General features: G+C 64.5%; 12 protein-coding genes. 8 read left to right on the top strand and 4 right to left on the bottom strand.

Annotated elements, in window-relative coordinates; translation table 11 throughout:
- The first annotated feature begins 100 nt into the window (after positions 1-100).
- A complete protein-coding gene (locus ACQ5BL_RS19930) occupies positions 101-508 on the top strand; it encodes an Lrp/AsnC family transcriptional regulator (protein ID WP_243434748.1) in 408 nt (135 codons plus the stop codon).
- 186 nt (positions 509-694) lie between these two features.
- Entirely contained in the window at positions 695-1,129 is a 435-nt protein-coding gene (locus ACQ5BL_RS19925) for a carboxymuconolactone decarboxylase family protein (RefSeq protein ID WP_207886878.1), read from the top strand.
- A gap of 141 nt (positions 1,130-1,270) precedes the next feature.
- Here the strand turns inward: ACQ5BL_RS19925 and ACQ5BL_RS19920 are convergent, their stop codons facing one another.
- Positions 1,271-2,365 (bottom strand): GNAT family N-acetyltransferase/peptidase C39 family protein, encoded by a 1,095-nt coding sequence (locus tag ACQ5BL_RS19920; protein WP_243808294.1) that lies wholly within the window; start codon positions 2,363-2,365, stop codon positions 1,271-1,273.
- A gap of 153 nt (positions 2,366-2,518) precedes the next feature.
- On the opposite strand from ACQ5BL_RS19920, the gene ACQ5BL_RS19915 reads away from it, so the two are divergent.
- Positions 2,519-4,009, top strand: a complete 1,491-nt coding sequence (locus tag ACQ5BL_RS19915; protein ID WP_243808295.1) for a RimK family protein — start codon at positions 2,519-2,521, stop codon at positions 4,007-4,009.
- A gap of 131 nt (positions 4,010-4,140) precedes the next feature.
- On the top strand, positions 4,141-5,475 hold the full coding sequence (locus tag ACQ5BL_RS19910; protein WP_207886875.1) for a sigma-54 dependent transcriptional regulator: 1,335 nt from the start codon (positions 4,141-4,143) through the stop codon (positions 5,473-5,475).
- 229 nt (positions 5,476-5,704) lie between these two features.
- Here the strand turns inward: ACQ5BL_RS19910 and ACQ5BL_RS19905 are convergent, their stop codons facing one another.
- Entirely contained in the window at positions 5,705-6,361 is a 657-nt protein-coding gene (locus ACQ5BL_RS19905; protein WP_243808296.1) for a hypothetical protein, read from the bottom strand.
- Positions 6,362-6,980: 619 nt separating this feature from the next.
- Between ACQ5BL_RS19905 and ACQ5BL_RS19900 the strand changes: the two genes are divergently transcribed.
- Both ACQ5BL_RS19900 and ACQ5BL_RS19895 read left to right on the top strand, forming a co-directional pair.
- Positions 6,981-7,811 carry an undecaprenyl-diphosphate phosphatase gene (locus tag ACQ5BL_RS19900; RefSeq protein WP_207886873.1) on the top strand — a complete coding sequence of 277 codons (831 nt, stop codon included), beginning with the start codon at positions 6,981-6,983 and terminating at the stop codon, positions 7,809-7,811.
- An 11-nt stretch (positions 7,812-7,822) separates the two neighbouring features.
- A complete protein-coding gene (locus ACQ5BL_RS19895; RefSeq protein ID WP_207886872.1) occupies positions 7,823-8,533 on the top strand; it encodes a DUF1294 domain-containing protein in 711 nt (236 codons plus the stop codon).
- On the opposite strand, the gene ACQ5BL_RS19890 is transcribed toward ACQ5BL_RS19895, so the two are convergent.
- A complete protein-coding gene (locus ACQ5BL_RS19890; protein ID WP_243808297.1) occupies positions 8,528-9,433 on the bottom strand; it encodes a LysR substrate-binding domain-containing protein in 906 nt (301 codons plus the stop codon). The genes ACQ5BL_RS19895 and ACQ5BL_RS19890 overlap by 6 nt on opposite strands.
- A gap of 134 nt (positions 9,434-9,567) precedes the next feature.
- On the opposite strand from ACQ5BL_RS19890, the gene ACQ5BL_RS19885 reads away from it, so the two are divergent.
- Positions 9,568-10,176, top strand: a complete 609-nt coding sequence (locus ACQ5BL_RS19885; protein ID WP_207886870.1) for an FMN-dependent NADH-azoreductase — start codon at positions 9,568-9,570, stop codon at positions 10,174-10,176.
- Positions 10,177-10,375: 199 nt separating this feature from the next.
- On the top strand, positions 10,376-11,389 hold the full coding sequence (locus ACQ5BL_RS19880; RefSeq protein ID WP_243808298.1) for an alpha/beta hydrolase family protein: 1,014 nt from the start codon (positions 10,376-10,378) through the stop codon (positions 11,387-11,389).
- A gap of 315 nt (positions 11,390-11,704) precedes the next feature.
- Here ACQ5BL_RS19880 and ACQ5BL_RS19875 read toward each other — a convergent pair whose 3' ends face one another.
- Positions 11,705-13,294, bottom strand: a complete 1,590-nt coding sequence (locus ACQ5BL_RS19875; RefSeq protein ID WP_207886868.1) for an ABC-F family ATPase — start codon at positions 13,292-13,294, stop codon at positions 11,705-11,707.

The following is a 13,294-nucleotide window of genomic DNA, read 5'->3' as shown; positions in this document are numbered from 1 at the left end:
AGGGAGTCGTTGAAATGAATCCGTAAATCTGCAAAATGAACAAAAGCTTTAACGCAGATTGATAGGTCTAATGAACAAAATAACGAAAAATGCGGATGCCATGCTGCTGAACCTGCTGCGCGCCAATGCCCGCGAGTCGATTTCCGAGCTGGCGCGCAAGCTGGGCGTGTCGCGTTCCACGGTGCAGAGCCGGATCGAACGGCTGGAGCAGCAGGGCATCATCAGCGGCTATTCGATCAAGGTGTCGGACAGCTACGCGCAGTCCCTGGTGCGCGCCCATGTGCTGGTGACGGCGCTGCCGAAGTTGTCGCACCAGGTGGCGCAGGCGCTGGAGAAGATCGCCGAGGTGAAGACCCTGCATTCGGTGAGCGGCAACTTCGACATGATCGTGATCGTCGAGGCGCTGTCCATCCGTGACCTCGACGCGGTGCTGGACCGCATCGGCGCGCTGGACGGGGTGGAGCGGACCATGTCGTCGATCATCCTGTCGACGCGGATCGATCGCTGAATCTGTGCCCTGCGGTAGGAGCGGGCCATGCCCGCGAATCGCGCGCATGGCGCGCTCCTACAAGGCCTGCGGGGCGATTGGACCCATTGGTCTGCCGGTATTGCCGGGAATTGGCTATTCGAAGTGCCGGCCGGTGGCGCTAACGTAGCGCCATTCCCGCAGCCCGCGGACCTACTGGAGAAGATCATGAGCGCACGCATCGATTGGCCGAAGAAATCCCCCGACGCCTACAAGGCCATGCTCGGCCTGGAACAGGCCCTGGAGAAGTCCGGCCTGGAGCTCCCGCTGCTGGAACTGGTGCGCCTGCGCGCGTCGCAACTCAACGGCTGTGCCTATTGCATGAACATGCATGCCAATGATGCGCGCAAGGCCGGCGAGACCGAGGCACGCCTGCAGACCCTGAGCGCCTGGCGCGAGACCCGCTTCTTCACCGACCGCGAGCGCGCCGCGCTGGCCTGGACGGAAAGCCTGACCCTGCTGGCCGAGAAGCATGCGCCGCAGGATCAGTTCGAAGCCCTGCGCGAGCATTTCAGCGAGGCGGAGATCGTCAACCTGACCCTGGCGATCGCCACCATCAATGCCTGGAACCGCTTTGGCGTGGGGATGGCGCTGGTGCCCTGAGCCAGGGCTGATGGAAGAGGGCGCCTGTTACGTTTTAGGGGCGCCCTTTGGACGCTTGTCGCGGGCATGGCCCGCTCCTACAGGGAAGCCCCCTGACTCTGGACAACCGGTAGGAGCGGGCCATGCCCGCGATTTTCCCGTTCAGCGCTTGTAGAGCACCACCGCCGCGCGCAACTTGCTGCGGCCAAACCGGCTCATCTGTTCGAATTCCCCGTGGCTCACCGGGATGTGCTGGCAGTCCAGCGGCTCGCGGTGCTGGCTGTGGTCGACGTCCGGGTCGTGCAGGTAGACGAAGTCCTCGTCGCAGTCGGTGACCACCACCCAATGCGGCGCCTTGGAGCGGGTCAGGCGGTAGCTGCTGATCAGCACCAGCGGCTGGCCGCCGGCTTCCAGCGCGCTGTCGATGTCCAGTTGCGTGACCAGCAATTGCTCCACGTCGCTTTGCGCAAGCTCATTGGCGAAGTCGGCGTGCACCAGGCGCATCACCTCGCGTTTTTCCTCGCTGCGCACGCCATCGAGGAACAGCGGGCCGTCCTCCGTCAGTTGCAGCTGCACGCGGAAGCCCCGGCGCCATGCGGCCAGGGCCAGTCCCTGCGGGCTGCAGCCGCCGTGGCCGGTGGTCATATAGATGGTGGTGGCCTCACGCCACAGGCGCAGTTCTTCGCGGCGCTCCAGTGCCCGTTCGGGCTCCAGCGCCCCCATGGCCATCAGCAGGCAGGACGGGCCGCAGGTGAAGTCGGTGGTCTGGTGGTAGAAGGGGACGTGCCGGGGCGCCTGGCCGCTGATCTGGCGGATGCGTTTCTCGAAGCGCAGCGCTTCGCTGTGGTCCTCGTAGTAGTCGCGCACCGTGGCGAAAGGGCGGTAGCCGTTGCGCTGGTAGAGGATGATCGCGCCGCGATTGTCCGGGCGGACTTCCAGGCGCATGTAGGCACAGTCGTGTTCGATCGCCTCGGCTTCGGCGCGGTCCAGCAGCTTCTGCCCCAGGCCGATGCCCCGGGCGCGCTCGTCGAGGGCGATGGAGTAGAGGCGGGCCAGCGAGGTGCCCTGGTGGAACAGCACCAGCACGTAGCCCAGCAGATTACGGTCGGCCTCGGCCACGATCAGGGAGGCATTGGCGCGGGTGATCATCCACTGGAAATTGCGACGCGACAGGCGGTCGTACTCGAAGCAGCGGTTTTCCAGCTCGACCAGGGCGTTCAGATCGTCGGCGGTGGCGGCGCGAAGTTGCAGGTTCATACCGGTAAGGATTCGTTAACCTGAAGGGAGCACGTTGGTCCGGCGAAGGGTGCGAACGTACCGCCAGACCCCGCGGTCGAAGCAGCGTTCAGCGGAGTATTGTCCCGGACGCCAGGCGCGGCAAGCGCTATCCCGGAATGCCCTGGAGGTGTCGTGAGCAAGTTGTTCATCATCGTCGAGCGCAAGGAGGACTGGGCGTCCTATTACCCCAGTGAAGATGTGGTCAGCGCCCAGGAATACCTGGAAATGCCCATCGATGACGACAATGGCAAGCGCGTACAGGTGATCAACCTGTGCCGCAACTACAAGTACCTGGGTCATGGTTATTACTGCTCTCTGTTGGCCGAGGCGCGCGGGCACAAGGTGATTCCATCGGTGCGCAGCATCAGCGAGCTGGCGAAGAAATCCCTCTACAGCCTGGCCCTGGAAGACCTGGAAAAGACCCTCGACAAGGCGCTGGCCGACCATCCTTACGGCAACACCGACGGCTTCACCCTGACCCTGTACTTCGGCCGCACCGACATGGAGCCGCTGCAGGACCTGGCGCGCCAGCTGTTCGAGGCCTTTCCCTGTCCGCTGTTGCTGGTGGAGTTCCGCAAGAGCCGCGGCTGGCACATCGAGGGGGTGAAGCCGGGCAACATCCATAAGTTGCGCGAGGACCAGGAAGACCTGTTTGCCAATGCGCTGGACAGCTTCAGCCGGCAGATCTGGCGCAAGCCGCGCTCGCGCAAGCAGTACCGCTACGACCTGGCGATCCTCCACGACCCGGAGGAAGCCTTCCCGCCGTCGGACGCCAAGGCGCTGAAGAACTTCATTCGCGTCGGCCGCAGCCTCGGCATCGACGTGGAGCTGATCGAGAAGAAGGACTACTCGCGGCTGGCCGAGTACGACGCGCTGCTGATCCGCGAGACCACCAGCGTCAGCGACCACACCTACCGCTTTGCCAAGAAGGCCGAGAGCGAGGGCATGGTGGTGATGGACGACCCGGTGTCGATCCTGCGCTGCACCAACAAGGTCTACCTGGCGGACCTGCTGCGCAGTCACAAGCTGGGCATGCCGGCCACCGAGATTCTCTACAAGGACAACCCGCAGGAGCTGGAGAAGGTCGGTGAGCGCCTGGGATTCCCGCTGGTGCTGAAGATCCCCGATGGCAGCTTCTCCCGCGGGGTGATCAAGGTGACCAACCAGGACGAGCTGCTCAAGGCCAGCGCCGAGCTGTTCGAGCGCTCCGTGTTGCTGCTGGCCCAGGAGTTCTTCTACACCGAGTACGACTGGCGCATCGGCGTGCTCAACCAGAAGCCGATCTTCGCCTGCCAGTACTTCATGTCCAAGGGCCACTGGCAGATCTACGACCACAGCCCCGATGCCGAGGAGCTCAGCGGCGATTTCCGCACCATGGCGGTCCACGAGGCGCCGCGCAAGGTGGTGGAGCTGTCGGTGAATACCGCCAACCTGATCGGCGATGGCCTGTACGGGGTGGACCTGAAACAGTCCGGCGATCGCGTGGTGGTGATCGAGGTGAACGACAACCCGAATATCGACTGTGGCGTGGAGGATGTTTACTTGGGCGACGACCTCTACAAGCTGGTGCTGGAAGAATTCATCCGCCGCCTGGAGGTCAAGCGGCGTGGTCGCGGCTGGTGAGATCGTTTCGGCATTGACCTTATAGAAAAATGGTCGATTGACACCGTCAAGATATTGCTAGCTTTACAATTTAGAGCGCCAAACGGCTGTTTTTTAAAGTTTTTCAAAAAAATGGCGCCAAGGAAGGGAGCATGCTTGAGGCGGCATCGAGTCTTCGACGCCTGCTGGTAGTCGATCCGTGCGATGACTGTCGGCGGCTGCTGCCCGGACTCCGGGCAGCTGGATGGGAGGTGGACAGTTGCGAGCTGGACATGGCCGGCGAGCGCAACTGCGACGTCGGCTTGCTGCGTCTGCAGCCCGAGCATCTGGATCGTCCCGAATCGATCAAGGAACTCATCAGCCGCAGTGGCACCGAGTGGATCGCGGTGCTCAGTCCCGACATCCTGCCGATCCATGAGGTCGGCGATTTCGTCAGCGAGTGGTTCTTCGACTTCCATACCTTGCCGTTCGACGTGGCGCGGGTGCAGGTTACCCTCGGCCGCGCCTTCGGCATGGCGCGCCTGCGTGGGCGTGGCGGCGTGCACAGCGACGAAGGCCAGCACGAGTTGCTGGGCGAGAGCCGCGAGATACGCGACTTGCGCAAGCTGCTGGCGAAGTTCGCGCCCACCGAGTCCCCGGTGCTGATCCGGGGCGAGAGCGGCACTGGCAAGGAGCTGGTGGCGCGCACCCTGCACCGCCTGTCGCGGCGCGCGGTGCGGCCGTTCGTGGCGATCAATTGCGGCTCGATTCCGGAGAACCTGATCCAGTCGGAGCTGTTCGGTCATGAGAAGGGCGCGTTCACTGGCGCGCACCAGCGCAAGATCGGCCGCTTCGAGCAGGCCAATGGCGGCACGCTGTTCCTCGATGAGGTGGGCGACCTGCCGCTGGAGCTGCAGGCCAATCTGCTGCGGGTGTTGCAGGAGAAACAGTTCGAGCGGGTCGGCGGCAGCCAGCCGATCGATGTCGACGTGCGGGTGCTGGCGGCGACCCATATCGACCTGGAGGCGGCGATCCGTGCCGGAACCTTTCGCGAGGACCTGTATTACCGCCTGAACGTCCTGCAGGTCTCGACTTCGCCGCTGCGCGAGCGCAATGGCGACATGGCGCTGCTGGCCAATCACTTTGCCCACCTGTACAGCGTCGAGACCGGCCGCCGGCCCCGACGTTTTTCCGACGATGCCCTGGCGGCGATGGCGGAGCATGGCTGGCCCGGTAACGTGCGCGAACTGGCCAATCGGGTACGCCGGGGCCTGGTGCTCGCCGAGGGGCGGCAGATCGAGGCGCGCGACCTGGGCCTGGAGCGGCAGAAGGGCAAGGCCACTCACCAACCGCTGGTGACGCTGGAAGAGTACAAGCTCGGCGCCGAACGCCAGGCGATGTGCGATGCGCTGGCGCGGCATGGCGACAACCTCAGCGTGGCGGCGCGGATGCTGGGGATTTCCCGGCCAACCTTCTATCGGCTGTTGCACAAGCATCAGTTGCGTTAGGGACAGCCTGGGCTGTGGGGCGCGAATCGACTCGCTTCTACAAGAGCCCCCGTAGGAGCGGACTCTGTCCGCGATGCTCTCAATCGCGGACGATTCTACGCACCGGCCTCCACTGGCGCGCGCCATGCGCGCGATCGCGGGCATGGCCCGCTCCTACAATGGGTTTGGCTATGGGGGCGGTCGCGATTCGAGAGAACAAGCGAAGGCCCCGGAATCGGGGCCTTCGTATTCAGCCGAAGGATCTATTGCCGGCGCAAACGCAGGCTGGGCAGCCAACGTCGATGGGCAGCGAGTGGCTGTGCGGGGAGCCGCCACGGGTTGCCATGCAGACGCTTGCGTTATCGGTGGCGGCGCCATTCAGGCGGCCCTGAGCGTACAGGGCCTGGCTGTCCGCATTGCCGGATGTGTTGCCCCCGGAGCACAGCGGGTTGCTCCAGGTGTTGGGATAGGTATCGCCATTGTGCTCGGAGATACCCGAATTGCAGCCGTCGGTAGCGAAGGTCATGCCGGCTGATACAGGTCCGGTCTTGATGGTGGCGTTGTCGACGGCGATGTTGCCAGTGCCTGGCCGCATTGCGCTGCCAGCGGAGTCGGCGTGCTGACCGTAGAGAACGGGGGCCGCCTTGTTGTTGTTCTGTGGGTGATCAATGTCCGCGCTCATGATGACGCGGAGGTGCCTGGTGGTGCGTTGCAGTGAGCTCCCGACGTCGGGAGCCGCAGGGACGTTGGGGGTGGTTCCGGTCTGCGGGTTATCGTCGAAAGCCACCTGCCGGGCGCCGCTGGAGAGGCTGTCCTGATCCACGACCAGCAGCAGAGCAAGTGTGGCGCAGAAGCCCGCCGCCAACAGCGAGCAGGCGGCGACTGTCCTTGCAATACTCCCCGGCATGTCAGCCACTCCCAGGTGATGCGTTGAGCCGTAATCAGCGATACCGAGGTGAAGCAGTTGCTGTGCCGGAATTCGGTTGCCTTGAAGAATCAGTGACTTGGAGAATTCAGCCGGCGCTGCGGTGAAGAGACTGTTGCGCCCTCATTACACTGCCACCGGAGCGAAATTCCGACGAGGGCTCTGGAATCGGGCCTGGATCAAGGATGAATCACTGCCTGTATCGTGGCTGAAACACAATGCCGTGCCGAGGCTCGCCATTCCCGGTTCGTGGGTATTGCGTGGGGGCGACCTGTTTCACGCGTGTAACGGTCGACCCTGGCCATCGGCTTTCCAGAGCGGCTGTGCCGTTGCATCACCCTGAGCCAGACATTTTTCGCAGCTTGGCGAACGCAATCCGCCTCGGATGGTCTGCTTCACGCGGGCGAGAGCCGCGTCGGTGCCGGTTGGTCAGTGACCGGATGAGAATTTTTCGTTAAATCCGTAGCAAGCCACGGGCAATGCATTAGCATGCCGACGCCTTGTCGTGAGGTTCCGGGCTTTGTGTCCCGACCTCATGGACCGGCGCAGTCGGAATACATCATTAAAAAGGCGAGCCATCGAGCCGCGCGGGGGAAGCAATATGGATTTTTGGAGTGCCTTCCAGGCATTCATTCTCGGGGTGGTCGAGGGGCTGACTGAGTTCCTGCCCATCTCCAGTACCGGCCACCAGATCATCGTGGCGGACATCATCGGTTTCGGCGGCGAGCGCGCCGAGGCCTTCAACATCATCATCCAGTTGGCCGCGATCCTGGCGGTGGTCTGGGAGTTCCGCCGCAAGATCCTCGACGTCGTCATCGGCCTGCCGACCCAGGCGCGGGCCCAGCGTTTCACCGTCAACCTGCTGATCGCTTTCGCCCCCGCCGTGGTATTGGGCGTGGCCTTCGCCGACAAGATTCACCACTACCTGTTCAACCCCATCACCGTCGCCGTGGCGCTGGTCATCGGTGGCGTGGTGATCCTCTGGGCCGAGGGCCGCGAGCACCGCATCCGCGCCGAAACAGTGGACGACATGACCTGGAAGGATGCCCTCAAGGTCGGCTGCGCCCAGTGCCTGGCGCTGGTACCGGGTACCTCGCGCTCGGGCGCCACCATCATCGGCGGCCTGCTGTTCGGGCTGTCGCGCAAGGCCGCCACCGAGTTCTCCTTCTTCCTGGCGATGCCGACCATGGTCGGCGCAGCGGTTTACTCGGGGTACAAGTACCGCCACCTGTTCCAGCACGATGACCTGCCCGTGTTCGCCATAGGTTTCGTGACGTCCTTCATCTTCGCCATGATCGCCGTGCGCAGCCTGCTGAAGTTCATCGCCAATCACAGCTACGCGGCGTTCGCCTGGTACCGTATCGCCTTCGGCCTGCTGATCCTGGCGACCTGGCAGTTCGGGCTGATCGATTGGAGCAGCGTCAAACCTTGAGTCTGGGGGCCATGGAAAAAAACGGCATCATCAGTCGCTGGGACGACGACAAGGGCTTCGGCTTCATCCGTCCGCAAGCAGGCGGCGAAGAGCTCTTCCTGCACATCTCCGCCTTCCGCGGCGATCGCCGTCCGCAGAGTGGCGATCAGGTGTGCTACGTCCCGGGCAGTGACAAGCAGGGCCGGCCGCGCGCGGAGCACGCACGTCTGGCCGGCCTGGCCATCGATACGCCCGATATCCGCCGCAAGCCGCGTGCGCCGGCGACCCGCGAGCGGGCACGCAGCGGACGGGAAGTGGCCTTCCCGACACCGCCCCGGCGTTCCATCGGCCGTGCCCTGGTGCTTCTGGCGGTATTGCTGGCGTTGCCGGCCACTGGCGCCGTGGTGTGGCTGAAGGACGGTTATTTCCCCTGGTTCCTGCTGCTCTATCCGCTGTTCAGCGTGCTGGCGTTCTTCGCCTACTGGCGGGACAAGCGTAGCGCCGAGCGGGACGCGTGGCGCACGCCCGAGCAGAGCCTGCACCTGCTGGAGCTGCTGGGCGGCTGGCCGGGTGCGTTGCTTGCCCAGCAAGTGTTCCGCCACAAGACCCGCAAGCTGTCGTTCCAGCTGGTGTTCTGGGCGATTGTCATGGTCCACCAGCTGTTCTGGATCGACTGGCTCAGCGGTGGGCGCCTGCTGGGTTGGCTCGGTGCGCTGACGGGGCTGGGGCAGGGCGCCTCATAACGGCGAGTCGTCCTTCGAGAACTCCTCAGCCAGATAGTCGAGCAATGCCCGCACCGCCGGCAGAACGCCGCGCCGGTGCGGATACACCGCCTGCAGGTTGGCCTCGGGCTCGTGCCACTCCGGCAGCACGCGCACCAGGCGGCCGTCCGCCAGTTCTTCGATGCAGTAGTAGTTCGGCAGCACGGTCACGCCCAGTCCGGCCAGGGCGACGTTCTTGCGCAGGTTGAAGTCTTCCGCCGCCAGGCGGGCCTCCAGCGCCAGCTCGCAGACTTCCCCCTGCGGTCCGATCAGTTTCATGTGCACTTTGCGGTCGCTCTCGATCGCGCCGAGGATGGGCAGGCTGGCCAGGTCCTGCGGATGAGCCGGCTGCCGCCCCTGCAGCAGCGCGGGCGCCGCCACCAGTGCCGCCTTCGCCGGGCGCAGGCGGCGCGATACCAGGGACAGGTCTTCATCGCCCGGCGCGCGGACGCGCAGGGCCACGTCCACGCCCTCATTGAGCAGGTCGACGCGGCGGTTGGTCAGCAGCAGTTCCAGGTTCACCTGCGGGTAGGCGGCGAGGAATCCCGGCAGCATCTCGTTGAGCGAGGTTTCCGCCAGGGCGACCGGGCAGGACAGCTTCACCCGCCCGCGCGGCTCGGCGCTGAGCTGGGCGGCCACTTCGTCTGCCATTTCCGCTTCCACCAGCATCGCCTGGCAGTGCCGGTAATAGCGCTCGCCCAGGTCGGTGAGTGCCAGCTTGCGCGTGGTGCGCTGCAGCAGGCGCACGTTCAGGCGTGCCTCCAGTTCCGCCACGCGCCGCGACAGCCGCGACTTCGGCAGCCCCAGCAGGCGGCCGGCGGCGGCGAATCCTCCGCACTCCACCACCTTGGCGAAATAGAAGAGGTCATTGAGGTCCTGCATGGGATTGTCCTGCTGATGAGACGAATCATCACATTTTTGCCGACTTATCGATGATTGGCTACGTGCGTAGTCTTGCCTCCAACGACGAATTACTCCCGCCAGCCACCTGGCTAACCCGTTTGGAGAACTCACACATGAAACTTCTGCACATCGATTCCAGCATCCTCGGCGACAACTCCGCTTCCCGTCAGCTCAGCGCCGAACTGGTTGCCGCCTGGGTCGCCGCCGAGCCGGGCGTTGAAGTGACCTACCGTGATCTGGCCGCCGACGCCATCAGCCACCTGTCGTCCGCCAGCCTGGTCGCCGCCGGCACCCCGGCTGAAATGCGCGATGCCGCGCAGAAGCACGAAGCTGCCCTGGGCGAAACCAGCATCGAAGAATTCCTGGCCGCCGACGCCATCGTCATCGGCGCCCCGATGTACAACTTCTCCGTTCCGAGCCAGCTGAAGGCCTGGATCGACCGCATCGCGGTTGCCGGCAAGACCTTCCGCTACACCGAAAGCGGCCCGGTCGGCCTGGCCGGTGGCAAGAAGGTGATCATCGTTTCCACCGCCGGTGGCATCCATGCCGGCCAGCCGACCGGTGTCGCCCACGAGAACTACCTGCAGCTGGTGCTGAATTTCCTCGGCATCACCGATATCGAAGTGGTGCGCGCCGAAGGCCTGGCCTACGGTGACGAGCCCCGCCGCAACGCCATCGCTGGCGCCCAGGCGAGCATCGCCAGCCAGTTCGCTGCCGCCTGATCGGCGACGGACTGACGAAAAGCCCCGCATAGCGGGGCTTTTTCATTTCCGGGGCTGGCCGTTCATCTGCTGTCGCCGGCGAGTCCCGGCTGGCGCGTAGTATGCAAGGATTGTCCTTGGCGGCGCCCGAACCCCCGTGCCTTGCGTGGTGGAGGTCCAATGGCGCCTGAACTGGCTGCGCATCGGGACGGATTGCACCATGGCGAGGCGTCTGTTGTGGATTCTGTTGCTCGTTACCTTCAGTAGCGGCGCCTGGGCGGCGTCGGGCTGGAATGTGGGCTTTCATCGCCTGCAGGTGAGCGATCCACTGGATCTTGCGCCGATGAAGGCCATCGCCTTCTACCCCACGCGCGCGCCGGAGCGGCCGCTGCACCTGGGCAACTTCATCCTCGATGTCGCCTACGAAGGCAAGACCGCCAATGGCCACTTCCCGATGCTGGTGATGTCCCACGGCAACTACGGCACACCGCTGGCGCACCGCGACCTGATCGAGGCGCTGGTGCGCAAGGGTTTCGTCGTGGTGGCGCTGCTGCACCCCGGCGACAACCTGCATGACCACAGTCGCCTGGGTGCCCTGAGCAATCTCTACGGCCGACCGCTGCAGGTCTCGGAAACCATCAGCGCGGCGCTGCTCGACTCCGAGGTGGCGGGCGTCGTCGATCCGCGCAAGATCGGCGTGATCGGCTATTCCGCCGGCGGCGAGACGGCGCTGATCCTTGCCGGCGCGCAGCCGCGTCTGGATCGCCTGATCAAGTACTGCCAGCGATACCCGGACGACGCCGACGCCTGCAGCGACAAGGGCAAGCTGCGCGCCGACCGCAGCGACCTGGTGCCGATGGCCGACCCGCGCGTCGGCGCCTTGCTGCTGCTCGCGCCCTTGAGCCTGATGTACGGCGCCCATGAGCTGGAGGACGTGCAGGTGCCGGTGCTGCTCTACACCGGCAACCAGGACCAGATCCTCAAGTGGCAGAAGAATGCCGGTGCCCTGGCGCGCAAGCTGCCGCAGCAGCCGGACCTGCGGGTGCTCGATGGAGCGGGGCACTTCGTGTTCATGTCGCCCTGTTCCGATGAGGAGCTGGAGGCCACGCCGGACCTGTGCACCGACAACCAGGGGCTCGACCGCAAGGCCATCCACCGCGACCTCGCGGCATCGGCGGCGGAGTTCTTCGACGTCAGCCTGGGCAGCTCGACGATGCAGACGTCGGGGCGTTGAAGGGTACTACGGTTCAAGGGACGATACGTGGAATTTCTCCTGTAGGAGCGGGCCAGGCCCGCGATCGCGGACAAAGTCCGCTCCTACAAAACACAATCCAGCGAACTGGGAGTCGCGCAGGACATCGCCCGTAGGAGCGGACTCCGTCCGCGATGCTTGTGCTTAGGCTTTCGCAGGCATGGCCAGCTCCTACAAGAACTGCCTCAACCCGTAGGAGCGGGCCATGCCCGCGAATCGCGGACAAAGTCCGCGCCCACGAAAAGCGCGCAGAAAAAAGCCCCGCACTGGCGGGGCTTTTTCATGGACGGCGATGCGTCAGACGATCACGCCCTGGCTGCGCAGGTAGTCGTCGTAGGTGCCGCTGAAGTCGGTCACGCCGTTTTCCGACAGCTCGATGATGCGGGTAGCCAGGGAGGAGACGAACTCGCGGTCATGGCTGACGAAGATCAGCGTGCCCGGGTAGTTCTCCAGCGCCAGGTTCAACGCCTCGATGGATTCCATGTCCAGGTGGTTGGTCGGCTCGTCCATCACCAGCACGTTGGGCTTCTTCAGGATCAGCTTGCCGAACAGCATGCGGCCCTGTTCACCACCGGAGATGACCTTCACCGACTTCTTGATGTCGTCGTTGGAGAACAGCATGCGGCCGAGGGTGCCGCGCACCAGCTGCTCGCCGCCCTGGGTCCACTGGGCCATCCAGTCGAACAGGTTGTAGTCCTCTTCGAAGTCCTCGGCGTGGTCCTGGGCGAAGTAGCCGATGTCGGCGCTGTCGGTCCACTTCACCTCACCGTGGGTGGGCGCCATTTCGCCGACCAGGGTGCGCAGCAGGGTGGTCTTGCCGATGCCGTTGGGGCCGATGATGGCGATGCGCTCGCCGGCTTCCACCTGCAGGCTCAGGTTCTTGAACAGCGCCACGCCGTCGAAGCCCTGGCTGACCTTCTCCAGGGTCACCGCCTGGCGGTGCAGCTTCTTGTACTGCTCGAAGCGGATGAACGGGCTGACGCGGCTGGACGGCTTGACCTCTTCCAGCTGGATCTTGTCGATCTGGCGGGCGCGGCTGGTCGCCTGCTTGGCCTTGGAGGCGTTGGCCGAGAAGCGGCTGACGAAGGTCTGCAGTTCGGCGATCTGCGCCTTCTTCTTGGCGTTGTCCGACAGCAGGCGCTCGCGGGCCTGCTCGGCCGCGGTCATGTACTCGTCGTAGTTGCCCGGGAACAGGCGCAGCTCGCCGTAGTCCAGGTCCGCCATGTGGGTGCAGACGCTGTTCAGGAAGTGGCGGTCGTGGGAAATGATGATCATGGTGCTGTTGCGCGCCGTGATGACGTTTTCCAGCCAGCGGATGGTGTTGATGTCCAGGTGGTTGGTCGGTTCGTCGAGCAGCAGCAGGTCCGGATCGGAGAACAGCGCCTGGGCCAGCAGGACGCGCAGCTTCCAACCCGGAGCGACAGCGCTCATCGGGCCGAAGTGCTGTTCCAGCGGAATGCCCAGGCCCAGCAGCAGCTCGCCGGCGCGGGATTCGGCGGTGTAGCCGTCGAATTCGGCGAACTGCACTTCCAGTTCGGCCACGGCCATGCCGTCTTCCTCGCTCATCTCCGGCAGGGAGTAGATGCGATCGCGCTCGGCCTTGACCTTCCACAGCTCCTCGTGGCCCATGATCACGGTGTCGATCACGCTGAAGTCTTCATAGGCGAACTGATCCTGGCGCAGCTTGCCCAGGCGCACGCCGTTCTCCAGCATCACCTGGCCGCTGGAAGGCTCCAGCTCACCGCCGAGGATCTTCATGAAGGTCGACTTGCCGCAACCGTTGGCGCCGATCAGGCCGTAGCGGTTGCCGTTGCCGAACTTGACGGAAACGTTTTCGAACAACGGCTTGGCGCCGAACTGCATGGTGATATTGGCGGTGGAAATCAA

The organism is Pseudomonas sp. B1-22 (assembly GCF_050474425.1).
Classification (GTDB): domain Bacteria; phylum Pseudomonadota; class Gammaproteobacteria; order Pseudomonadales; family Pseudomonadaceae; genus Pseudomonas.
The sequence above is the reverse complement of the archived record's forward strand: the minus strand, read 5'-3'. Positions and strand labels throughout refer to the sequence as shown.